Source organism: Burkholderia ubonensis (assembly GCF_001718695.1).
Classification (GTDB): Bacteria; Pseudomonadota; Gammaproteobacteria; order Burkholderiales; family Burkholderiaceae; genus Burkholderia; species Burkholderia ubonensis_B.
In genome coordinates this window covers 1,993,599-2,015,269 of record NZ_CP013420.1, presented here as the reverse complement: position 1 = coordinate 2,015,269, position 21,671 = coordinate 1,993,599, and the positions used below count along the sequence as shown (strand labels likewise).

Annotated in this window: 19 protein-coding genes, 1 tRNA gene and 1 rRNA gene; 8 read left to right on the top strand and 13 right to left on the bottom strand. The window is 66.3% G+C overall.

Annotated elements, in window-relative coordinates; translation table 11 throughout:
- Window positions 1-60 precede the first annotated feature (60 nt).
- The 3 genes from WJ35_RS09200 (at window position 61) to WJ35_RS09190 (ending at window position 3,459) form a co-directional block, all read left to right on the top strand.
- Entirely contained in the window at window positions 61-789 is a 729-nt protein-coding gene (locus tag WJ35_RS09200) for a DsbC family protein (RefSeq protein WP_010092815.1), read from the top strand.
- 108 nt (window positions 790-897) lie between these two features.
- Window positions 898-2,703: a M61 family metallopeptidase gene (locus WJ35_RS09195; protein WP_069239064.1), complete on the top strand. Its 1,806-nt coding sequence runs from the start codon at window positions 898-900 to the stop codon at window positions 2,701-2,703.
- Between the two features lie 159 nt (window positions 2,704-2,862).
- On the top strand, window positions 2,863-3,459 hold the full coding sequence (locus WJ35_RS09190; RefSeq protein WP_060232621.1) for an FMN-dependent NADH-azoreductase: 597 nt from the start codon (window positions 2,863-2,865) through the stop codon (window positions 3,457-3,459).
- A gap of 97 nt (window positions 3,460-3,556) precedes the next feature.
- On the opposite strand, the gene WJ35_RS09185 is transcribed toward WJ35_RS09190, so the two are convergent.
- The 8 genes from WJ35_RS09185 to rpe form a co-directional block, all read right to left on the bottom strand.
- On the bottom strand, window positions 3,557-4,456 hold the full coding sequence (locus tag WJ35_RS09185) for a uracil-DNA glycosylase (protein WP_069239063.1): 900 nt from the start codon (window positions 4,454-4,456) through the stop codon (window positions 3,557-3,559).
- Window positions 4,457-4,462: 6 nt separating this feature from the next.
- Entirely contained in the window at window positions 4,463-5,089 is a 627-nt protein-coding gene (locus WJ35_RS09180) for a CYTH domain-containing protein (RefSeq protein WP_059489465.1), read from the bottom strand.
- On the bottom strand, window positions 5,089-5,874 hold the full coding sequence (trpC, locus tag WJ35_RS09175) for an indole-3-glycerol phosphate synthase TrpC (protein ID WP_010092810.1): 786 nt from the start codon (window positions 5,872-5,874) through the stop codon (window positions 5,089-5,091). The genes WJ35_RS09180 and trpC overlap by 1 nt, the downstream gene beginning before the upstream one ends.
- A gap of 38 nt (window positions 5,875-5,912) precedes the next feature.
- Entirely contained in the window at window positions 5,913-6,944 is a 1,032-nt protein-coding gene (trpD, locus tag WJ35_RS09170; RefSeq protein ID WP_059586808.1) for an anthranilate phosphoribosyltransferase, read from the bottom strand.
- 13 nt (window positions 6,945-6,957) lie between these two features.
- A complete protein-coding gene (locus WJ35_RS09165; RefSeq protein WP_060232614.1) occupies window positions 6,958-7,548 on the bottom strand; it encodes an aminodeoxychorismate/anthranilate synthase component II in 591 nt (196 codons plus the stop codon).
- A gap of 13 nt (window positions 7,549-7,561) precedes the next feature.
- On the bottom strand, window positions 7,562-9,055 hold the full coding sequence (trpE, locus tag WJ35_RS09160) for an anthranilate synthase component I (protein WP_059716634.1): 1,494 nt from the start codon (window positions 9,053-9,055) through the stop codon (window positions 7,562-7,564).
- Window positions 9,056-9,416: 361 nt separating this feature from the next.
- Window positions 9,417-10,121, bottom strand: coding sequence for a phosphoglycolate phosphatase (locus WJ35_RS09155; RefSeq protein ID WP_060232695.1), 705 nt, complete (start codon window positions 10,119-10,121; stop codon window positions 9,417-9,419).
- A gap of 91 nt (window positions 10,122-10,212) precedes the next feature.
- Window positions 10,213-10,899 carry a ribulose-phosphate 3-epimerase gene (gene rpe, locus WJ35_RS09150; protein ID WP_060232611.1) on the bottom strand — a complete coding sequence of 229 codons (687 nt, stop codon included), beginning with the start codon at window positions 10,897-10,899 and terminating at the stop codon, window positions 10,213-10,215.
- 175 nt (window positions 10,900-11,074) lie between these two features.
- Between rpe and apaG the strand changes: the two genes are divergently transcribed.
- Both apaG and WJ35_RS09140 read left to right on the top strand, forming a co-directional pair.
- Window positions 11,075-11,449: a Co2+/Mg2+ efflux protein ApaG gene (gene apaG / locus WJ35_RS09145; protein WP_017333705.1), complete on the top strand. Its 375-nt coding sequence runs from the start codon at window positions 11,075-11,077 to the stop codon at window positions 11,447-11,449.
- A gap of 84 nt (window positions 11,450-11,533) precedes the next feature.
- Window positions 11,534-12,766 carry a murein transglycosylase A gene (locus WJ35_RS09140; protein WP_080434802.1) on the top strand — a complete coding sequence of 411 codons (1,233 nt, stop codon included), beginning with the start codon at window positions 11,534-11,536 and terminating at the stop codon, window positions 12,764-12,766.
- Between the two features lie 114 nt (window positions 12,767-12,880).
- Here WJ35_RS09140 and paaK read toward each other — a convergent pair whose 3' ends face one another.
- From paaK to paaN, 5 genes are all read right to left on the bottom strand, one after another.
- A complete protein-coding gene (gene paaK / locus WJ35_RS09135) occupies window positions 12,881-14,179 on the bottom strand; it encodes a phenylacetate--CoA ligase PaaK (protein ID WP_060232604.1) in 1,299 nt (432 codons plus the stop codon).
- A gap of 37 nt (window positions 14,180-14,216) precedes the next feature.
- A complete protein-coding gene (gene paaI, locus WJ35_RS09130; protein ID WP_010092798.1) occupies window positions 14,217-14,669 on the bottom strand; it encodes a hydroxyphenylacetyl-CoA thioesterase PaaI in 453 nt (150 codons plus the stop codon).
- Window position 14,670: 1 nt separating this feature from the next.
- Complete coding sequence (gene paaG / locus WJ35_RS09125; RefSeq protein ID WP_060232601.1) at window positions 14,671-15,462, bottom strand: 2-(1,2-epoxy-1,2-dihydrophenyl)acetyl-CoA isomerase PaaG; 792 nt, start codon at window positions 15,460-15,462, stop codon at window positions 14,671-14,673.
- Window positions 15,463-15,507: 45 nt separating this feature from the next.
- Window positions 15,508-16,710 carry a 3-oxoadipyl-CoA thiolase gene (gene pcaF, locus WJ35_RS09120; protein ID WP_060232596.1) on the bottom strand — a complete coding sequence of 401 codons (1,203 nt, stop codon included), beginning with the start codon at window positions 16,708-16,710 and terminating at the stop codon, window positions 15,508-15,510.
- 97 nt (window positions 16,711-16,807) lie between these two features.
- A complete protein-coding gene (gene paaN / locus WJ35_RS09115) occupies window positions 16,808-18,514 on the bottom strand; it encodes a phenylacetic acid degradation protein PaaN (protein WP_060232594.1) in 1,707 nt (568 codons plus the stop codon).
- A 129-nt stretch (window positions 18,515-18,643) separates the two neighbouring features.
- Here paaN and WJ35_RS09110 point away from each other — a divergent pair, with 129 nt between their 5' ends.
- From WJ35_RS09110 to WJ35_RS09100, 3 genes are all read left to right on the top strand, one after another.
- Entirely contained in the window at window positions 18,644-19,420 is a 777-nt protein-coding gene (locus WJ35_RS09110) for an enoyl-CoA hydratase (protein WP_060232591.1), read from the top strand.
- 559 nt (window positions 19,421-19,979) lie between these two features.
- Window positions 19,980-21,512, top strand: a 16S ribosomal RNA gene (locus WJ35_RS09105).
- A gap of 63 nt (window positions 21,513-21,575) precedes the next feature.
- Window positions 21,576-21,652, top strand: a tRNA-Ile gene (locus tag WJ35_RS09100).
- Window positions 21,653-21,671 lie beyond the last annotated feature (19 nt).

Here is a 21,671-nt window from a genome sequence, read left to right as displayed (position 1 = left end):
TCGGTTCCGTTACGGCGTACACTGTGCCGTGCACTCCGAATGAGCTGAAGGAAGACCTCGATGAAAAAAACGATCCGCATCGCCTCGCTGGCGCTGGCCGTCGCCGCGGCGACGCTGGGCTGCACCGCGCAGGCTGACCAGACCACCGACAAGCTGAAAGCGACGCTGCAGACCCGTCTCGGCAGCGACGCGCCGATCAAGAGCGTGGCGAAATCGCCGGTCGCCGGCCTGTACGAAGTGAATCTCGGCTCGCAGATCATCTACAGCGACGCGTCCGGCGACTACGTGCTGCTCGGCGATCTCGTCGATGCGAAAACGCGCAAGAACCTGACCGAGGCGCGCCTCGCCGAAATCAACAAGATCGACTTCGCGAGCCTGCCGTTCGCCAATGCGATCAAGGTCGTGAAGGGCAACGGCGCGCGCAAGATCGCCGTGTTCTCCGATCCGAACTGCCCGTACTGCAAGAAGCTCGAGACGACGCTGCAGTCGGTCGACAATGTCACGGTCTACACGTTCCTGTACCCGGTGCTGTCGCCGGATTCGACCGCGAAGTCGAAGGCGATCTGGTGCGCGACCGACCGCGCGAAGACGTGGGAGGGCTGGATGCTCGACCATCGCGCGCCGGCGAACGCCGCGAGCTGCGACACGAGCGCGCTCGACAAGAACCTCGCGCTCGGCCGCGGGATGAACGTCACCGGCACGCCGACGATTTTCCTGCCGGACGGCCGCCGCCTGCCGGGCGCCGTGTCCGCCGAGCAGCTGAATCAGGCGCTCGCTTCGAACAAGTAACCGATTGATGCGCCGGGCCGCCAGGCCCGGCCGGCGCGAGGGGCGCACGGGGTTTCTGCCCGGCGCCTCTCGTCGTTTCTGACGCCGCCTCCCCGACTGATTCCCACGATGAAAACGCCGATCCGCTATTCGATTGCCCCGAAAGATCCTGCCGCGCACCTGTTCGAGGTGTCGGTGACGGTCGCCGATCCCGACCCCGAAGGGCAGCGGTTCTCGCTGCCGGTGTGGATTCCGGGCAGCTATCTCGTGCGCGAGTTCGCGCGCAACATCGTGACGCTGCAGGCGTTCAACGAAGCCGGCCGCAAGGTGCGCGTCGCGAAGACCGACAAGCGCAGCTGGCAGGCCGCGCCGGTGAAGGGCGCGCTGACGCTGCGCTACGACGTCTACGCGTGGGACCTGTCGGTGCGCTCCGCGTACCTCGACGACACGGGCGGCTTCTTCAACGGCACGGCGGTATTCCTGGGCGCCGTCGGCCGCGAGGACGCGCCGTGCGAGGTGGAGATCGCGAAGCCCGCGGGCGCGGCGTTCCGCACGTGGCGCGTCGCGACTGCGCTGCCCGAGGCGCGCGGCACGAAGCGCTACGCGTTCGGCGCGTATCGCGCATCGAACTATGACGAACTCATCGATCATCCGGTGACGATCGGCGAATTCGCGCTCGCGACCTTCGACGCGCACGGCGTGCCGCACGACATCGTGGTCGCGGGGCGCGTGACGCAGCTCGACATGGAGCGGCTGCGCACCGACCTGAAGCGCGTGTGCGAAGCGCAGATCGCGCTGTTCGAGCCGAAGTCGAAGCAGGCGCCGATGGACCGCTACGTATTCATGACGCTCGCGGTCAGCGACGGCTACGGCGGCCTCGAGCATCGCGCATCGACCGCGCTGGTCTGCAATCGCACCGATCTGCCGGTGAAGGGCCGCCCGGAAGCGTCGGAAGGCTATCGCACGTATCTCGGCCTGTGCAGCCACGAGTACTTCCATACGTGGCACGTGAAGCGCATCAAGCCGGCTGCTTTCGTGCCGTACGACTTCGCGCAGGAAAACTACACGTCGCTGCTGTGGCTGTTCGAAGGCTTCACGTCGTATTACGACGACCTGATGCTGGTGCGCAGCGGGCTGATGTCGCAGGCCGAATATTTCGCGACGCTCGGCCGCACGATCGGCGGCGTGCAGCGCGGCACCGGCCGCCTGAAGCAGAGCGTTGCAGAGAGCTCGTTCGACACGTGGATCAAGTACTACCGGCAGGACGAGAACGCGACGAATGCGATCGTCAGCTACTACACGAAGGGCTCGCTCGTCGCGCTCGCATTCGATCTCGCGATCCGCGCGCAGACCCGCCAGCGCAAGTCTCTCGATGACGTGATGCGGCTGCTGTGGCAGCGCTACGGCCGTGACTTCTATCGCGGCAAGCAGGCCGGCGTCGGCGAGGATGAAGTCGAGGCGCTGATCGAGGAAGCGACCGGCGTCGCGCTCGGCCGCCTGTACGCCGATGCGGTGCACGGCACGCGCGACCTGCCGCTCGCCGACCTGCTCGCGCCGTTCGGCGTGACCCTCGAACCCGATCTCGGCGGCGCGAACGGCGCGCAGGCGAAGCCGACGATCGGCGCGCGTCTGCGCGGCGGCGCGGACTGCACGCTGGCGGCGGTCTACGAGGGCGGCGCCGCGCACCGTGCCGGGCTGTCGGCCGGCGACACGCTGATCGCGCTCGACGGGCTGCGCGTGACCGGCACGAACCTCGATGCGCTGCTCGCGCGCTACCGGCCGGGCGACAAGGTCGAGATTCACGCATTCCGCCGCGACGAGCTGCGCATTGCGAAGCTGAAGCTCGACGGCCCCGAGGTTGCGCGCTACAAGCTCACCGCCGCGGCGAAGCCGGCGGCGCAGCACGCCGCGCGGGAAGCCTGGCTGAAGGGCTGAGCGGGCGGGCTCCAGCATTCAGCGCGCAATGAGGGCTCAATCAGGCATTGTTCTGCTGCTGCAACAATCCGTCGCCCTGAACCTGCTTTTTCGGGATGAGGGCGCCGAGCACAATGGCGTCACTCGCGCTGCACAAGCGCAAACCAACTGGAGCCCGACATGACGACCATTCTGCAAATCAATTCCGCGGCGCGTACGCAAGGCGCGCAGTCCACGCTGCTGGCCAATGAACTGACGGCAAAGCTGCAACAATCGAACCCCGGCGCGAAGGTCGTGGTCCGTGATCTGCTGGCCGATGCGCTGCCGCATCTCGACGAATCGGTGCTCGGCGCGTTCTTCACGCCGGCCGACCAGCGCAGCGCGGAACAGAATGCGATCGTCGCGAAGAGCGATGCGCTGATCGCCGAGCTGCAAGCCGCGGACATCGTCGTGATCGGCGCGCCGATGTACAACTTCGGCATCTCGTCGCAACTGAAGACGTACTTCGACTGGATCGCACGCGCCGGCGTCACGTTCCGCTACACCGAGAACGGCCCGGAAGGCCTGATCAAGGGCAAGAAGGTGCACGTGGTGACGGCGCGCGGCGGCAAGTACCTCGGCACGCCGAACGACAGCCAGACGCCGTTCCTGCGCACGTTCCTCGGCTTCGTGGGCATGACCGACGTGAATTTCATCCATGCGGAAGGCTTGAACCTGGGGCCGGATGCGCAGAGCGCGGCGCTCGCCAGCGCACGCGAAGCGATCGCCGCCGTGTAAGGCCGGTGGCGGCGCGTCCGTCAGCCAAGGCAAACAGAAACGCCGCGTACCGGAAGGTGCGCGGCGTTTTTGCCGGTGGGGCGCAAACGTGGCGGCGTTACGCGAACGTGTCGGCCTCGTCCGGCAGGCGCCAGTCGATCGCATCGCGGCCATGCGCAACGAGGTAGTCGTTCGCGAGCGCGAAGTGACGGCAGCCGAGGAAGCCGCGATGCGCGGACAGCGGCGACGGATGCGGCGCCTCGAGCACGCAATGCGCGTTTGCGTCGAACAGCGCGCGCTTGGCCTGCGCGTGCGCGCCCCACAGCATGAACACCAGCCCGCGGTGGCGGTTCGCCAGCTCGTGGATCAGCGTGTCCGTGCATTGCTCCCAGCCGCGCTTCGCGTGGCTGGCCGCCGCGCCGCGCTCGACCGTCAGCACGGTGTTGAGCAGCAGCACGCCCTGGCGCGCCCACGAGTCGAGACAACCGTGACGCGGCGTGTCGTGGCCGAAGTTCGCGGCGATTTCCTTGAAGATGTTGCGCAGCGACGGCGGCGGCTTGACCGCCGGCGGCACCGAGAACGCGAGACCGTGCGCCTGCGGCGTGCCGCGGTCGTCGCCGTGATACGGGTCCTGGCCGAGGATCACGACTTTCACGTCGTCCGGGCTCGTGAGCCGCAGCGCGCGGAACACGTCGGTCGGATAGACGGTCTTGCCGGCGGCGCGTTCGCTGTCGACGAAGCGACACAACGGCGCGTACGCGTCGCTGTCGGTGAACGGCTTCAGCACGTCGCGCCAGACGGCCGGCAGCGCGTCGAATTGGGCGGCGAGGTGCGGGACGTCGGCGGCGCCGGCCTGCGGCTGCGCGGCGCGCGCCGGAGCCGCTTCCGCGGCCTTCTTGCCGGCCGCGCGCGCACGCGCGGGTGCGGCGGCGGGAACATCGTGCTGCGCCGGTTCCGGCGCGGGATCGTCGAACAGCGACGCCTGCTGCGGCGCGCGGGAAGTCTTGCGGGTTGCCATGCGTGATTATTGCGCGCGCAGCCGGTAGCCGCGCTGCGCCTTGCTGATGTTTTCGGGGGCGAGGCCGGGCAGCGCCTGCTGCAACTCGGCGGCGAGCGTCGCGAGCGCCGACTCCGGGCCGTCGATCAGTTCGAGTTCGATTTCGCTGATCGGTTCACGGCGCGTTTCGCTTTCGGCCTGAACGACGATCTCGCCGAGATCCACCGCCGCTTCGACGGTCGCGCCGCCGATCGCGATGCGCCACAGCGTGCGCGTGAAATCGGTGCGGAACAGCGCGCGCAGCGCGGGCGCCGCGCTGCGCAGCGCGGCGGCGGCTTCAGCGACGTCGCACGCCGCGACGAGCGCGTCGATCTCGAGCGCGTCGCCGGCCACCGGCAGCTCCCATTCGTGACGCCGATGCAGCCCGCCTTCGGCGGTGCCGACCGTCTTGAACGTCTGCAGCCAGCCGTGCGGCGCGCGGCGCACGCGCACCGCGCTCTTCGAGCGGGCGAGCGCGAGATCCGGCGTGTCGTAGTAGACGTTCGCGAGCGCGATCTCGCGGCCGGGCTCGCCGGTCAGCGTCGCGAAGAATTGCTGCGCGGCCGCGGCCTGTCCGGCGGGCAGCGCGAGCTTGATTTCCTTTTCGATCGCCATCAGAAGAACATCCGCGCGAGTTCTTCGCCCGGTTGCTCGGCGCGCATGAACGCCTCGCCGACGAGGAACGTGTTCACGTTCGCCGCGCGCATCGTATCGACGTCGATGCGCGACAGGATGCCCGACTCGGTCACGACGATCCGGTCCGGCGGGATCATGTCGAGCATGTCGAGCGTGGTCCGGATCGACGTTTCGAACGTGCGCAGGTTGCGGTTGTTGATGCCGAGAAGCGGCGTCTTGAGCGTCAGCGCCTGCTCCATCTCGTCGCGGTCGTGCACTTCGACCAGCACCGCGAGACCGAGCGAGTGCGCATACGCCTCCAGGTCCTGCATCAACGGCGTGTCGAGCGCGGCGGCGATCAGCAGGATCGCGTCGGCGCCCATCGCGCGCGCTTCGAGGATCTGGTACGCATCGACGATGAAGTCCTTGCGCAGCACCGGCAGCGTGCAGGCCGCGCGCGCTTCCTCCAGATAGCGGACGCCGCCCTGGAAGAACTGCTCGTCGGTCAGCACCGACAGGCAGGCGGCGCCGTGCGTCGCGTACGACCGCGCGATGTCGGCCGGCACGAAGTGCTCGCGCAGCACGCCCTTCGACGGGCTGGCCTTCTTGATTTCGGCGATCACGGCGGGCTGGCCGGCCGCATGCTTCGCACGCAGCGCGCCGACGAAGTCGCGCAGGTCGCGCGCGGACGCGTCCAGCTTCAGCGCTTCGAGCGGTGTGCTGCGCATGGCCGCCGCGATTTCTTCGCGCTTGACGGCGATGATTCGTTCGAGGATGTCGCTCATGGGAGTCCTCGTGCTTGATTCGGGTTCGAAAGGGCGGATCAGCGCTTGAACTGCTGCGTGAAGCGCACCAGCTCGTCGACCTTCGCGCGCGCCTTGCCGCTCGCGATCGCGTCGCGGGCGAGCTGGATGCCGTCGGCGATCGACGCGGCGACGTTTGCCGCATACAGCGCGGTGCCCGCATTCAGCGTGACGATCTCGCGCGCGACGCCCGGCTGGTTGTCGAGCGCGCCGAGCAGCATCACGCGCGATTCGTCGGCATTTTCCACCTTCAGCGAGCGGTTCGACACCATCTGCAGGCCGAAGTCCTCCGGATGGATCTCGTACTCGTGCACCTCGCCGTCGCGCAGCTCGCCGACGAGCGTCGCGGCGCCGAGCGACACCTCGTCCATCCCGTCCTTGCCGTACACGACGAGCACGTGCTGCGCGCCGAGGCGCTGCATCACGCGCACCTGGATGCCGACGAGGTCCGGGTGGAACACGCCCATCAGCTGGTTCGGCGCGCCCGCCGGATTGGTCAGCGGGCCGAGGATGTTGAAGATCGTCCGCACGCCGAGCTCGCGGCGCACGGCCGCGATGTTCTTCATCGCCGGATGGTGGTTCGGCGCGAACATGAAGCCCATCCCGGTCTCGGCGATCGACGCGGCCACCTGGTCCGGCTGCAGGTCGATGTTGACGCCGAGCGCCTCTAGCACGTCGGCGCTGCCGGACTTGCTCGACACGCCGCGGTTGCCGTGCTTCGCGACCTTCGCGCCGGCCGCGGCCGTGACGAACATCGTCGCGGTCGAGATGTTGAACGTGTGCGAGCCGTCGCCGCCGGTGCCGACGATGTCGACGAAATTCGAGTTGTCCGCCACGTGCACATGGTTCGCGAATTCGCGCATCACGGTCGCGGCGGCGGTGATTTCGCCGATCGTCTCCTTCTTCACGCGCAGGCCGGTGATGATCGCGGCGGCCATCACCGGCGACATGTCGCCGCGCATGATGAGCCGCATCAGGTGCAGCATCTCGTCGTGGAAGATCTCGCGGTGCTCGATCGTGCGCTGCAGCGCTTCCTGTGGGGTGATCGTCATCGTGAGGCTCCGGTCAGGCAATGTGCGCGGCGGCTGCGCGTGCGTCTTTCAGGAAGTTCTCGAGCAGCGCATGGCCGTGCTCGGACAGGATCGATTCCGGGTGGAACTGCACGCCTTCGATCTGCAGCGTCTTGTGGCGCACGCCCATGATCTCGCCGTCGTCGGTCCACGCGGAGATCTCGAGGCAGTCCGGCAGCGATTCGCGCTCGATCGCGAGCGAGTGGTAGCGCGTGACGTCGAAGTGCTTCGGCAGGTCCGCGAACACGCCGCGGCAGTCGGTTTCGATCCGGCTCACCTTGCCGTGCATGATGGTCTTCGCGCGCACGACGCGGCCGCCGAACGCCTCGCCGATCGCCTGGTGGCCGAGGCACACGCCGAGGATCGGCTTCTTGCCCGCGAATTCGCGCAGCACGTCGAGCGTGATGCCCGCGTGCTGCGGATTGCTCGGTCCGGGCGACAGGCAGATCGCGGCCGGATTCAGGCGCGCGATCTCGTCGAGCGTGATCTCGTCGTTGCGGTAGGTGCGCACGTCCTCGCCCAGTTCGCCGAAGTACTGGACCAGGTTGTAGGTGAACGAGTCGTAGTTGTCGATCATGAGCAGCATGGTCAGTCTCCGGTCAGAAGTCGCTGTCGAGGCCGTCTTGGACCTGTTCGGCCGCACGCAGCACCGCGCGCGCCTTGTTCTCGGTCTCTTGCCATTCGGATTCGGGCACCGAATCCGCGACGACGCCGGCCGCCGCTTGCACGTACAGGTTGCCGTTGTGGATCAGGCCGGTGCGGATCGCGATCGCGAGATCCATCTCGCCCGAGAACGACAGGTAGCCGACGGCGCCGCCGTACAGCCCGCGCTTGACCGGCTCGAGCTCGTCGATCAGCTCCATCGCGCGCACCTTCGGCGCGCCCGACAGCGTGCCGGCCGGGAACGTCGCGCGCAGCACGTCGTAGTTCGTCATGCCGGGCTTCAGCTTGCCTTCGACCGAGCTGACGATGTGCTGCACGTGCGAGTATTTCTCGATCACCATCTTGTCGGTCACCTGCACCGAGCCGATTTCCGCGATGCGGCCCACGTCGTTGCGCGCGAGGTCGATCAGCATCACGTGCTCGGCGATCTCCTTCGGATCGTTGAGCAGCTCGGTCGCGAGCTCCGCGTCGCGTTCGGGCGTGTTGCCGCGCGGCCGCGTGCCGGCGAGCGGGCGGATCGTGACGATCTGGTCGTCGCCGCGCTTCTCCTGGCGCACGAGGATTTCCGGCGACGCGCCGACCACGTGGAAATCGCCGAAGTTGTAGTAATACATGTACGGCGACGGATTCAGCGAGCGCAGCGCGCGGTACAGCGACAGCGGGTTGTCGCGATACGGCTTCGTCAGGCGCTGGCCGACCTGGATCTGCATCAGCTCGCCGGCCGCGATGTATTCCTTCGCCTGGCGCACGGCGGCCAGATAGTCTTCCTTCTTGAACTCGCGGAACGTCTCGGTGCGCACGCTCGGCGACGTGACGGGCGGCTGCACGGTCGCGCGCAGCCGCTGCTTCAGCTCGCGCAGGCGCTGCTTCGCCTTCGTGTACGCCTCGGGCTGGCCCGGATCGGCGTAGATGATCAGGTACAGCTTGCCGGCCAGATTGTCGATGACGGCGACTTCCTCCGTCAGCAGCAGCTGGATGTCGGGCAGGCCGAGATCGTCGCGCGGCGCGGTGTGCGCGAGCTTCTTCTCGATGTAGCGCACCGCGTCGTAGCCGAAGTAGCCGGCGAGACCGCCGCAGAAGCGGGGCAGGCCCGGACGCTGCGCGACCTTGAAGCGCGCCTGGAACGCGGCGATGAATTCGAACGGATCGCCGTCGTGCGTCTCGACGACCTCGCCGTCGCGCACCACTTCGGAGACGCCGGCGCGAGCGCGCACGAGCGTGCGGGCCGGCAGGCCGATGAACGAGTAGCGGCCGAAGCGTTCGCCGCCGACCACCGATTCGAGCAGGAACGAGTTGGCGCCGCCGCGTTCCGGCTGGGCCAGCTTCAGGTAGAGGGACAGCGGCGTTTCGAGATCGGCGAGGGCTTCCGCGATCAGCGGAATGCGGTTGTAGCCTTCGTTCGCGAGCGATTGGAATTCGAGTTCGGTCATGTTCCGGTCCTGTTCTGGACGAGCGGCGGGATGCGCCGGGGATCACGTGATGCTGCGCGGCTGCTGTCGGCGAAACGGCGGTCGATCGTGGTGTGCCTGGTGCCGGCGGGCGGGCTCCGGAGCGCGAGCGTCGCCAGCCTGCGACCGTCCCTGAACGCAAGCGTTCGGGGGCGGTAGGACTCGAGGTGGTGCGGCGATCGGCGCGCGGATGCGCAGCGAGACAAAAAACGGCGCTGAAGACGTGCTTCAGCGTACCTCATCGAAGAGGTTAGCGCGACCAGCGACGCCAGGGCCAGGCTCCCCGGTCGATGCTGCTCAGACTCCGTTTTTTGTTCAGAAACATGCGGATGGAAGAATTAGATCAGACGGTTGGCCGGCCGGCGTTGTGCGCGGCGATCGCGCGGGCTGCGACCAGCAACGAGCCGACTATACCATCCGAATTTATCGTTTGTATAGCCTTGCCATGGTTGTAGCCGTACGGCACCGTCAGCGTCGCCATGCCCGCCGCGCGGCCCGCGAGCGCGTCGTTTTCCGAGTCGCCGATCGCCACCGCGACGTCCGGCGCGACGCCGAGCGCATCGCACGCGGTCAGCATCGGCAGCGGGTCGGGCTTCTTGCGCGGCACGCTGTCGCCGCCGAGCACGATGCCGAAGCGATCGATCAGCCCGTATTGCTCGAGCAGTTCGATCGCGAAGCGGTGCGGCTTGTTGGTCACGCACGCGAGCTTGATGCCGTCGGCGCGCAGCGCGTCGAGACCGGCCGCGACGTCCGGGTAGAGGCGCGTGTGGCGGCCGTTGATCTTCGCGTATTCGGCCTGGTAGATCGCGAGCGCGTCGTCGAAGCGCGCGTGCGCTTCGTCCGCGGAAAAGCGCGGCTTCAGCACGCTCTGGATCAGATGCTCGGAACCCTTGCCGACGTAGCCGATCACCTCGTCGCGCGACGTCGCCGGCGCGTCGAGCTTCACCAGCATGCCGTTCAGGCCAGCGGTGAAATCGTCGGCGGTATCGACCATCGTGCCGTCGAGGTCGATCAGCGCCGCGTCGATGCGCGGCGCGGCGAAGTGGATCGGTGCGACCGGCTTAGGCGCGGCCGGCTTGGGCGCGGCCGGCTCAGGCGCGGCCGTTTTTGCTTCGCGCAGGTTCGATTCGCTCACGGCGTCAGCCCCGCGTGACCGTCGCGAGCTGGCTGCGCATTTCGTCGATCACCTTGCGATAGTCGGGCTTGCCGAAGATCGCCGAGCCCGCGACGAAGGTATCCGCGCCGGCCGCCGCGATTTCCGCGATGTTGTCGGTCTTCACGCCGCCGTCGACCTCGAGCAGGATCTCGCGGCCGGTGCGCTCCGTGTAGGCGTCGATGCGCGCGCGCGTCTCGCGCAGCTTGTTCAGCGTTTCCGGAATGAACGACTGGCCGCCGAAGCCCGGGTTCACCGACATCAGCAGCACGAAGTCGAGACGGTCCATCACGTAGTCGAGATAGTTCAGCGGCGTCGCCGGGTTGAACACGAGGCCGGCCTTGCAGCCGTGGTCGCGGATCAGCGACAGCGTGCGGTCGATGTGATCGGAGCCTTCCGGGTGGAAGCTGATCAGGTTCGCGCCCGCTTTCGCGAAATCGGGCACGATCCGGTCGACCGGGCGCACCATCAGGTGCACGTCGATCGGCACCTGCACGTGCGGACGGATCGCCTCGCAGACGAGCGGGCCGATCGTCAGGTTCGGGACGTAATGGTTGTCCATCACGTCGAAGTGGATCCAGTCGGCGCCGGCGGCGACCACGTTGCGGACTTCTTCGCCGAGCCGTGCGAAGTCGGCCGACAGGATGCTGGGAGCGATGCGGAATTGAGTCATGGCTGAGGAGCGGGGACGGTGCGGCGCAAAACCGTCATTCTACCGCCCGGCGACCGCGTGCGCGGCGGCGAGCCGTGCGGTGGCGGCCCGATTGCGCATAGAATGCCGAACCAGTGCGGCGCGCCGCGGCCCGGCGCTACAGATGGCGCGGGCGGTTACCTACAGCGGAATCACCATGAGTCAGTATCAGTTCACCGTGACGGTGAAAACCAGCTACTTGCCGGAACAATCCGACCCCGAACGCCGTCAATACGCATTCGCGTACACGCTGACGATCCGCAACAGCGGGCAGGTCGCGGCGCAGCTGATCGCGCGTCACTGGATCATCACGGACAGCGAGAGCCACGTGCAGGAAGTGAAGGGGCTCGGCGTCGTCGGCCACCAGCCGCTGCTGCAGCCGGGCGAGCAGTTCGAATACACGAGCTGGGCAGTGATCGCGACGCCGGTCGGCACGATGCGCGGTTCGTACTTCTGCGTTGCCGAGGACGGCGAGCGCTTCGACGCGCCGATCGACGAGTTCGCGCTGCACATGCCGCGCACGCTTCACTGAGCGCGCACGGTGCGGCGCGCTCAGCGGGACGGGCGGTCGTTGTTGCGGGCGTGCTTCTTCCGGCCCGAGGCTGTCCACGCGACGATGAAGATCAGCAGGGCGAGCGCGAGGAAGGCTTCCAGCGCGAAGATGAGCATCGGATATTGGTCGAGAAGATCTGACATGGCGGTTTCCATCAAGAACGAACATTGTATGTGGTTTGGCCCCCGGTTGGCGGGCTGGGCGGCGGCGGTCGCGACGGCGGCGCTGCTTGCAGCGTGCGGCGGCGCGCCGACGCGGACGTCCTCCCTGAAGCCGCCGGCCGGCGCGGCGATCGTGCCGGGGCAGGTCGCCGCCACGCGGCTGACGCCGGTCGCCTGGCAGCAGGTGCCGGGCTGGCAGGACGACTCGCTGATCGGCGCGACGGTCGCGCTGCGGCAGAACTGCGCGCGACTGGCGCGCCAGCCCGCATGGCAGCGTGCGTGCGCGGCGGCCGAGCGGCTCGACGAGCTCGACGTCGGCAGCGCGCGCGCGTTCTTCGAAACGTATTTCACGCCGTTCCAGTTCGCGAATAGCGACGGCACGCTCGACGGCCTCGTCACCGGCTATTACGAGCCGCTGCTGCGCGGTTCGCGCGTGCGGCGCGGGCCGTACCAGACCGCGCTCTACCGCTGGCCGGCCGGCTATCGCGCGGGCGCCGCGCTGCCGGCGCGGGCGCAGCTCGAGCGCGCAGGCGTCCTGAACGGCAACGAGCTGGTGTGGGTCGACGATCCGATCGAGGCGTTCTTCCTGCAGGTGCAGGGCTCCGGGCGCGTTTTGCTCGACGACGGCTCGGTGATGCGGGTCGGCTACGGCGGCACCAACAACCAGCCGTACCGCTCGATCGGCAAGTGGCTGATCGACCGCGGCGAACTGACGCCGGCCCAGGCGACGATGCAGGGCATCAAGGCGTGGGCGAAGGCGAACCCGACCCGCGTCGACGCGCTGCTCGACACGAATCCGCGTTTCGTGTTCTTCCGCGAGATGCCGTCGAAGGAAGAGGCGCCGCACGGCGGCGCGGACGGTCCAGTCGGCGCGCTCGGCGTGCCGCTGACGCCCGAGCGTTCGATCGCGGTCGATCCGTCGGCGATTCCGCTCGGCACGCCGGTGTTCCTGCAGACGACGCGTCCGCTGACCAACACGCCGATGAATCGCCTCGTGTTCGCGCAGGATACGGGCAGCGCGATCAAGGGCGGCGTGCGGGCCGACTACTTCTGGGGGCTCGGCGACGATGCCGGCGACCAGGCGGGACGGATGAAGCAGATCGGCCGGATGTGGCTGCTGTTCCCGAACTCGTGATGCAGGTGGCAGGCAGGCGCCTCGCGGAAGTTGCTTGACGCACCAGGCTGGACAAAAAGGCCCGATCGGCTCGATACCGAACGGGCCTTTTTGCATTGGCGGGCGACGCCCGCGTCAACCCTTGCGTTTGTCCACGACCCGGCGCGCCTTGCCGACCGAGCGCTCGATGCCGTTGACCGGCAGCACGTTGACCACCGCGGTCACGCCGATCAGCGACTTGATGTCGTGCGCGAGCGCCTGCTTCGCCGCGTTGATCGTCGCCGTGTCCGGCGCGGTCTCGGGGCAGGGCTCGACGTTCAGCGTCAGCACGTCGAGCGGGCCCTCCTTCGTCAGCACGATCTGGTAATGCGGCGCGAGCGCGCGCTGCCGGAGCAGCTGTTCCTCGATCTGCGTCGGGAACACGTTGACGCCGCGCACGATCATCATGTCGTCCGAGCGCCCGGTGATCTTTTCCATCCGGCGCATCGTGCGCGCGGTGCCGGGCAACAGGCGCGTCAGGTCGCGGGTCCGGTAGCGGACGATCGGCAGTGCCTCCTTCGTCAGCGACGTGAACACGAGTTCGCCCAGCTCGCCGTCGGGCAGCACTTCGCCCGTCTCCGGATCGATGACTTCCGGGTAGAAGTGGTCTTCCCAGATCGTCGGGCCATCCTTGGTCTCGACGCATTCGGATGCGACGCCCGGGCCGATCACTTCGGACAGCCCGTAGATGTCGACCGCGTCGATGCCCATGCGGCGCTCGATCGCGGCGCGCATGTCGTTGGTCCACGGCTCCGCGCCGAAGATGCCGATGCGCAGCGAGCTTTGCGCGGGATCGACGCCCTGCCGCTCGAACTCGTCGGCGATCGACAGCATGTAGCTCGGCGTCACCATGATGATGTCCGGACGGAAGTCCTGGATCAGTTGCACCTGCTTCTCGGTCTGGCCGCCGCCGAACGGGATCACGGTCAGCCCGGCGCGCTCGGCGCCGTAATGCGCGCCGAGCCCGCCCGTGAACAGCCCGTAGCCGTAGCTGATGTGCACCTTGTCACCCTGGCGCGCGCCGGCGGCGCGGATCGAGCGGGCGACCAGATTGGCCCAGGTGTCGATGTCGCGCGCCGTGTAGCCGACGACCGTCGGCTTGCCGGTCGTGCCTGACGACGCGTGGATGCGCGAGATCTGGTCTTGCGGCACGGCGAACATGCCGAACGGATAGCTGTCGCGCAGGTCGCGCTTGGTGGTGAACGGGAAGCGGGCCAGGTCGGCCAGCGTTTTCAGGTCGTCCGGATGCACGCCCGCTTCGTCGAATTTGCGGCGATAGACCGGGGAATGCAGGTAGGCATGCCGGAGCGACCATTTGAGGCGCTCGAGCTGCAGCGCGGTCAGCTCGTCGCGCGTCGCGGTCTCGATCGGCTCGAGCGGTAGCGGGGTAGTCATGCGTGTCTCCAGTATTTGTTATGAGCGGGCCGCTGCGTCAGCGGTCGTCCGGAATGACCGTGCCCTTGATCTGGGCCGACTTGCCGCGGAACATCGCAACCGTTTCGCCGGCCTGATTCGTGACGCGGATGTCGTAGATGCCGTATCGGCCGTTGCGCGTCTGCTCGACGGCCTCGGCGGTCAGTATGTCGCCGCCGTGCACCGGGCGCAGGAATTCGATCGAGCAGCCGGACGCGACCGTGTTGAGGTTGTACGAATTGCAGGCGAATGCGAACGTCGAATCGGCGAGCGTGAAGATGAGCCCGCCGTGACAGATCTGATGGCCGTTCAGGAAGTCGGCTCGCACCGGCATGCGCATGCGCGCGTAGCCGGGACGCACTTCGACGAGCTCCATGCCCAGTGCGCGGCTGCACGCATCCGCGTCGTACATCGCCTGCGCGGTGGCCCGTGCCAGCGCGTCGGGGCTGCGCGTTTCGGCGGAGCCGTTCATGTCAGCGCCCCTCGAAGCGCGGCGCGCGCTTCTCGATGAACGCCTTCACGCCTTCCGCGTAGTCGTGCGATTGGCCCAGCTTGCGCTGCAGGTCGCGTTCCAGGTCGAGCTGCTGATCGAGCGTATGCGTGGTGCTTTCGCGCATTGCCAGTTTGACCGAAGCGATCGCGAGCGTCGGTTGCTGCGCGAGCTGCGCGGCGAGCTGGCGGGCGGTCGCGGCGAGAGCGTCGTCGTTGACGGCGCGCCAGATCAAGCCCCATTGCTCGGCCTGCTCGGCGTTCAGCTTGTCGCCGGTCAGCGCGAGTCCGAGTGCGCGCGCCATGCCGACACGCTGCGGCAGGAACCAGGTGCCGCCGGAGTCCGGCACGAGCCCGATCTTGACGAAAGCCTGGATGAAGCTGCTCGAACGCGCGGCCAGCACGAGGTCGCATGCGAGCGCGAGGTTGGCGCCTGCGCCGGCGGCCGTGCCGTTGACGGCGGCGATCACCGGTATCGGCAGGCGCTGCAGACGCCGGACCAGCGGATTGAAATGCTCGTCGATCAATGCGCCGAGATCGGTCGACGCACCGGGCGTGAAATCGAGATCGGCGAGGTCCTGGCCGGCGCAGAAGGCCCGCCCCGCGCCTGTCAGGATCAGTGCGCGCGCGCCGCCGGATTCGACGTCATCAAGCGCCGACTGCAGTTCGCGATGCATCGCCCGCGTAAAGCTGTTCAGCTTGTCCGGACGGTTGAGCGTGATCGTCGCCACGTGGGCGGCCTGATCGATATCCAGCTGGATCGCCTGATATGACATGCAGTCTCTCCTTGATGACTCCGTTATAGGCGCGTCGCGTTTCGGTTACACCCGCTCGATCGCGAGCGCGATACCTTGCCCGACGCCGATGCACATCGTGCAGAGCGCGAAACGGCCGCCGGTGCGCTCGAGCTGATAAAGCGCCGTCGTGACGAGACGCGCGCCGGATGCGCCGAGCGGATGGCCGAGCGCGATCGCGCCGCCGTTCGGGTTCACGCGCGGATCGTCGTCCGCGACGCCCAGCATGCGCAGCACCGCGAGCCCCTGCGACGCGAACGCCTCGTTCAGCTCGATCACGTCGAACTGGTCGATCGTCATGGCGAGGTGAAGCAGCAGCTTTTGCACGGCCGGCGCCGGGCCGATGCCCATCACGCGCGGCTCGACGCCGGCGGTCGCCATGCCGACGACGCGCGCGCGGCGACGCAGGCCGTACTGGTCGGCCGCTTCGGCATTCGCGAGCAGCAGCGCCGCTGCGCCGTCGTTGACGCCCGACGCGTTGCCGGCCGTGACCGTGCCGTCCGGGCGCACGACGCCCTTGAGCTTCGCCAGCGTCTCCAGCGACGTGTCGCGCGGATGCTCGTCGCGCGACACGACGAGCGGGTCGCCCTTTTTCTGCGGGATCGTCACCGCGACGATCTCCTCCGCCAGCGTGCCGTCCTGCTGCGCGCGCGCGGCCTTCTGCTGGCTGCGCAGCGCGAACAGATCCTGATCGGCGCGGCTGACGTGGTAGTCGGTCGCGACGTTCTCCGCGGTTTCCGGCATCGAGTCGACGCCGTATCGCTGTTTCATCAGCGGATTGACGAAGCGCCAGCCGATCGTCGTGTCGAAGATGTCGGCCTGGCGCGCGAACGCGCTCGCCGACTTGCCCATCACGAACGGCGCGCGGGTCATGCTTTCGACGCCGCCCGCGATCATCAGCCGCGCTTCCCCGGACTTGATCGCGCGTGCGGCGGAGCCGACCGCGTCCATCCCGGAGCCGCACAGGCGGTTCAGCGTCGTGCCCGGAACGGTGGTCGGAAGGCCCGCCAGCAGCGCGGACATGCGTGCGACGTTGCGGTTGTCTTCCCCAGCCTGGTTCGCGCAGCCGTAGATCACGTCGTCGATGGCAGACCAGTCGACGTCGCGGTTGCGCTCGATCAGCGCCCGGATCGGCACCGCGCCGAGATCGTCGGCACGGACATCTTTCAAGGCGCCGCCGTAGCGGCCGATGGGGGTGCGAATCGCATCGCAGATGTAGGCGTCAGTCATGGGCGTATCGGTGGAAAGCGAACCCGCCGCGCCGCGCCGGGCGGCGGATTCGTTCATGGTAGAGGACGGCGCGGCGTTTGCACGTCGGCCGTACGGGTTATGCCGTTTGGCCGACTTCCGCCGGCGCGGCCTTCGGCGCAACATGGACACGGCTCTGCACCACGCGGAACCGGTTGGCGACGAATGCCGAATCCGCGAGCGCCGCATTGGCGGCCGGATTCGCGCCCGTGCCGTGGAAGTCCGAGAATGCGGCGGACTGGTTGACGAACACGCCCCCTGTCAGGTTGATCGACAGCGCGACGCCGCCGCGCACCGCCGCGTCGTGCGCCGCGTCGATCACGGCATCGTCCGTGCTGTAGGCGGAGAGCGTGAGCGCACCGTGTTCCGCGGCGATCGCACCGGCGAGATCGAGCGACTGGGCCGTCGAGTCGGTCGCGATCACGAACGAAATCGGCCCGAACCATTCCTGCGTGAATTTCTCGCGGTCGGCGGCGTCGAGCTGGAGCACGAGCGGGGTGCGAACGCGCGCGTCGGGGAAGGCGGGGTGCTGCAGCGCCTGGCTGTCCGCGAGCACGCGGCCGAGCTTGCGCGCGTCGTCGATTCGCGCCGTGACGCCGTCGTTCTGGATCGCGCCGATCAATTCGACCGAGCGCGCCGGGTCGCCGGTCAGCTTCTGCACCGCGACGGCGATCGCCTGCGCGACTTCGTCGAAGCTTGCGTGCCCGTCGGCGGTCCGGATGCCCCCGCGCGGCACGTAGATGTTCTGCGGCGCCGTGCACATCTGGCCGGAGTACAGCGACAGCGAGAAGGCGATGTTCTTGGCGGCGGCCTTCAGGTCGTCCACCGAGTCGATCACGATCTGGTTGACGCCGGCCTTCTCGGTATAGACCTGGGCCTGATGGGCATGGCGTTCGAGCCACGTGCCATTCTGCGTGCTGCCGGTGAAGTCGATCAGCTTGATTTCCGGGCGGAGCGCGAGGTCCTGCACGAGGGCGCCGTCGTTCGGCTCGGTTGCGAGCAGCGTGACGACGTTCGGATCGAAACCTGCTTCGCGCAGCACGTCGCGTGCGATCCGGACGGTGATCGCCAGAGGCAGGATCGCACCCGGATGAGGTTTGACGATCACGGTATTGCCCGTCGCCAGATCGGCGAAGAGGCCCGGATAGCCGTTCCAGGTCGGGAACGTGCAGCAGCCGAGCACGAGCCCGGTGCCGCGCGGCACGATCGTGTAGCGCTTGTGCATCGCGAGCGGCGGGTTCTTGCCTTGCGGCTTTTCCCAGTGCGCATCGGCCGGGATGCGTCGCAGCTCGTCCCATGCGTATGCGACGGCCTCGAGCGCGCGGTCTTGTGCGTGCGGGCCGCCGGCCTGGAACGCCATCATGAACGCCTGGCCGGTCGTGTGCATCACGCTGTACGCGATCTCGAAGCTGGCGCGATTCAGGCGCGCAAGGATTTCCATGCAGACGCCGATCCATGCGGTCGGTCCGGCCTTGCGCCACGCGGGCTGGGCTGCCGCCGCCGCGGCGATCAGCGCATCGGGCGTCGATTTCGGGTACCGCACGCCCAGTCCGATGCCGTACGGCGACCGCTCGGCGCCGACCGTTTCGCCGGCCGCGGGCTGGTCGAGCGCGAAGGTCTTGTCGAGGTGCGACCTGAACGCCGCCTCGCCGTCGGCGTTGGCGCTTTCCCCGTACACTTTGGGACTGGGCATTTCGACGAACGGGCTCCAGTAGCCGCGGCTCTCGATGGCGGCGAGTGCGTGCTTCAGCGTGTCTTCGTGCTTCGTGAACAGTGGGTGGGTCATGGCGGCAGCCTGATGGACGTTAAGGGGAATTGGATCGATTAATTAACCGACCGGTTGGTCGGAGAATGGTAGCATCAATCTATTCGCATGTGCGAGGCGTTTCGCATTTCATTGATCGAGGAGAAATAGATGGCTTACGAGAACATCCTGGTGGAGACCCGAGGTCGCGTCGGCCTCATTACGCTGAACCGGCCGAAGGCGCTGAATGCGCTGAACGATGCGCTGATGGATGAGCTGGGTGCTGCGCTCAAGGCGATCGATGCCGACGAGGGTATAGGCGCGATCGTCGTGACGGGCAGCGAGAAGGCGTTCGCGGCGGGTGCGGACATCGGCATGATGTCGACCTATTCCTATATGGATGTTTACAAGGGCGACTACATCACGCGGAACTGGGAAGTCATCCGCCAGATCCGCAAGCCGATCATTGCTGCGGTCGCAGGGTTTGCGCTGGGCGGTGGCTGCGAACTGGCGATGATGTGCGACATCGTCTTCGCGGCGGACACGGCGAAGTTCGGCCAGCCCGAAATCAAGCTCGGCATCATGCCGGGCGCGGGTGGCACGCAGCGCTTGCCGCGCGCGGTGTCGAAGGCCAAGGCGATGGACATGTGCTTGACCGCGCGTTTCATGGATGCCGCAGAGGCCGAGCGGGCCGGGCTGGTGTCCCGGGTGTTGCCTGCCGACAAGCTGCTGGACGAGGCCATTGAGGCTGCGACGACGATTGCCGAGTATTCATTGCCGGCGGTCATGATGGTCAAGGAGTCGGTGAACCGCGCATACGAGACCACGCTGGCCGAGGGCGTGCATTTCGAGCGCCGGCTGTTCCACTCGATGTTCGCGACGGAAGACCAGAAGGAAGGGATGGCTGCGTTCGTCGAAAAGCGCAAGCCGGTGTTCAAGCACCGCTGACTCGGGCGATGGCAGCGCGACGCGCTGCCGAACGATCGCAATCAGGGGTATCCGACGTGTCGAAGCTGAAGCCCCGTGCGCGGCAGCGCACGAGGCCGTTTCAAAATATTTTCACAAAAGGGGTTGCATTGCGAGGGGCGGGTGCCTAGAATCACGCCTCTTTCGCGCTGACGGCAACGCGGCGCGGGAGAAGAAGGGAAGCGGTGCGGTTGGGGCGGTTGTAACGACCCGAACGCACACGAAGCTGAACCCCTCACCGTCACAACGAAGCAGTTCAAAAAGTTGTTGACGAGTGAAGAAAGACGGTTCATAATCTCTCTTCTCTGCTGCTGACAACGCAGCGCTGCTGGGAAAGACGAAGTTCTCGCAGAAATGCTCTTTAAAAATTAACAGCCGATAAGTGTGGGCGCTTGATCGAAGCGAGCTGATCTTCGGATCAGAAAGCGAAAGTATCAAGAGTCTCACACTAAAGTAAGTCAGGTTTATGAAGAGATTCATATACCTGTCAGCTTTGAGTGAGCGACCGGTTCTTAACGGAACCGAAAACAGTAACAGGTTTAAACTGAAGAGTTTGATCCTGGCTCAGATTGAACGCTGGCGGCATGCCTTACACATGCAAGTCGAACGGCAGCACGGGTGCTTGCACCTGGTGGCGAGTGGCGAACGGGTGAGTAATACATCGGAACATGTCCTGTAGTGGGGGATAGCCCGGCGAAAGCCGGATTAATACCGCATACGATCTATGGATGAAAGCGGGGGACCTTCGGGCCTCGCGCTATAGGGTTGGCCGATGGCTGATTAGCTAGTTGGTGGGGTAAAGGCCTACCAAGGCGACGATCAGTAGCTGGTCTGAGAGGACGACCAGCCACACTGGGACTGAGACACGGCCCAGACTCCTACGGGAGGCAGCAGTGGGGAATTTTGGACAATGGGCGAAAGCCTGATCCAGCAATGCCGCGTGTGTGAAGAAGGCCTTCGGGTTGTAAAGCACTTTTGTCCGGAAAGAAATCCTTGGCTCTAATACAGTCGGGGGATGACGGTACCGGAAGAATAAGCACCGGCTAACTACGTGCCAGCAGCCGCGGTAATACGTAGGGTGCAAGCGTTAATCGGAATTACTGGGCGTAAAGCGTGCGCAGGCGGTTTGCTAAGACCGATGTGAAATCCCCGGGCTCAACCTGGGAACTGCATTGGTGACTGGCAGGCTAGAGTATGGCAGAGGGGGGTAGAATTCCACGTGTAGCAGTGAAATGCGTAGAGATGTGGAGGAATACCGATGGCGAAGGCAGCCCCCTGGGCCAATACTGACGCTCATGCACGAAAGCGTGGGGAGCAAACAGGATTAGATACCCTGGTAGTCCACGCCCTAAACGATGTCAACTAGTTGTTGGGGATTCATTTCCTTAGTAACGTAGCTAACGCGTGAAGTTGACCGCCTGGGGAGTACGGTCGCAAGATTAAAACTCAAAGGAATTGACGGGGACCCGCACAAGCGGTGGATGATGTGGATTAATTCGATGCAACGCGAAAAACCTTACCTACCCTTGACATGGTCGGAATCCTGAAGAGATTCGGGAGTGCTCGAAAGAGAACCGGCGCACAGGTGCTGCATGGCTGTCGTCAGCTCGTGTCGTGAGATGTTGGGTTAAGTCCCGCAACGAGCGCAACCCTTGTCCTTAGTTGCTACGCAAGAGCACTCTAAGGAGACTGCCGGTGACAAACCGGAGGAAGGTGGGGATGACGTCAAGTCCTCATGGCCCTTATGGGTAGGGCTTCACACGTCATACAATGGTCGGAACAGAGGGTTGCCAACCCGCGAGGGGGAGCTAATCCCAGAAAACCGATCGTAGTCCGGATTGCACTCTGCAACTCGAGTGCATGAAGCTGGAATCGCTAGTAATCGCGGATCAGCATGCCGCGGTGAATACGTTCCCGGGTCTTGTACACACCGCCCGTCACACCATGGGAGTGGGTTTTACCAGAAGTGGCTAGTCTAACCGCAAGGAGGACGGTCACCACGGTAGGATTCATGACTGGGGTGAAGTCGTAACAAGGTAGCCGTATCGGAAGGTGCGGCTGGATCACCTCCTTTCCAGAGCTTATCGCAAAGTTGAGCGCTCACGCTTATCGGCTGTAAATTTAAAGACAGACTCAGGGGTCTGTAGCTCAGTCGGTTAGAGCACCGTCTTGATAAGGCGGGGGTCGTTGGTTCGAATCCAACCAGACCCACCATTTGTCTGGCGGTAACACC

Bases quoted from the DNA above. Each gene is read 5' to 3' on its own strand.
- WJ35_RS09200 (WP_010092815.1), top strand. From the start codon at position 61: ATGAAAAAAACGATCCGCATCGCCTCGCTGGCGCTGGCCGTCGCCGCG.
- WJ35_RS09195 (WP_069239064.1), top strand. From the start codon at position 898: ATGAAAACGCCGATCCGCTATTCGATTGCCCCGAAAGATCCTGCCGCG.
- WJ35_RS09190 (WP_060232621.1), top strand. From the start codon at position 2,863: ATGACGACCATTCTGCAAATCAATTCCGCGGCGCGTACGCAAGGCGCG.
- WJ35_RS09185 (WP_069239063.1), bottom strand. From the start codon at position 4,456: ATGGCAACCCGCAAGACTTCCCGCGCGCCGCAGCAGGCGTCGCTGTTC.
- WJ35_RS09180 (WP_059489465.1), bottom strand. From the start codon at position 5,089: ATGGCGATCGAAAAGGAAATCAAGCTCGCGCTGCCCGCCGGACAGGCC.
- trpC (WP_010092810.1), bottom strand. From the start codon at position 5,874: ATGAGCGACATCCTCGAACGAATCATCGCCGTCAAGCGCGAAGAAATC.
- trpD (WP_059586808.1), bottom strand. From the start codon at position 6,944: ATGACGATCACCCCACAGGAAGCGCTGCAGCGCACGATCGAGCACCGC.
- WJ35_RS09165 (WP_060232614.1), bottom strand. From the start codon at position 7,548: ATGCTGCTCATGATCGACAACTACGACTCGTTCACCTACAACCTGGTC.
- trpE (WP_059716634.1), bottom strand. From the start codon at position 9,055: ATGACCGAACTCGAATTCCAATCGCTCGCGAACGAAGGCTACAACCGC.
- rpe (WP_060232611.1), bottom strand. From the start codon at position 10,899: ATGACTCAATTCCGCATCGCTCCCAGCATCCTGTCGGCCGACTTCGCA.
- apaG (WP_017333705.1), top strand. From the start codon at position 11,075: ATGAGTCAGTATCAGTTCACCGTGACGGTGAAAACCAGCTACTTGCCG.
- WJ35_RS09140 (WP_080434802.1), top strand. From the start codon at position 11,534: ATGAAGATCAGCAGGGCGAGCGCGAGGAAGGCTTCCAGCGCGAAGATG.
- paaK (WP_060232604.1), bottom strand. From the start codon at position 14,179: ATGACTACCCCGCTACCGCTCGAGCCGATCGAGACCGCGACGCGCGAC.
- paaI (WP_010092798.1), bottom strand. From the start codon at position 14,669: ATGAACGGCTCCGCCGAAACGCGCAGCCCCGACGCGCTGGCACGGGCC.
- paaG (WP_060232601.1), bottom strand. From the start codon at position 15,462: ATGTCATATCAGGCGATCCAGCTGGATATCGATCAGGCCGCCCACGTG.
- pcaF (WP_060232596.1), bottom strand. From the start codon at position 16,710: ATGACTGACGCCTACATCTGCGATGCGATTCGCACCCCCATCGGCCGC.
- paaN (WP_060232594.1), bottom strand. From the start codon at position 18,514: ATGACCCACCCACTGTTCACGAAGCACGAAGACACGCTGAAGCACGCA.
- WJ35_RS09110 (WP_060232591.1), top strand. From the start codon at position 18,644: ATGGCTTACGAGAACATCCTGGTGGAGACCCGAGGTCGCGTCGGCCTC.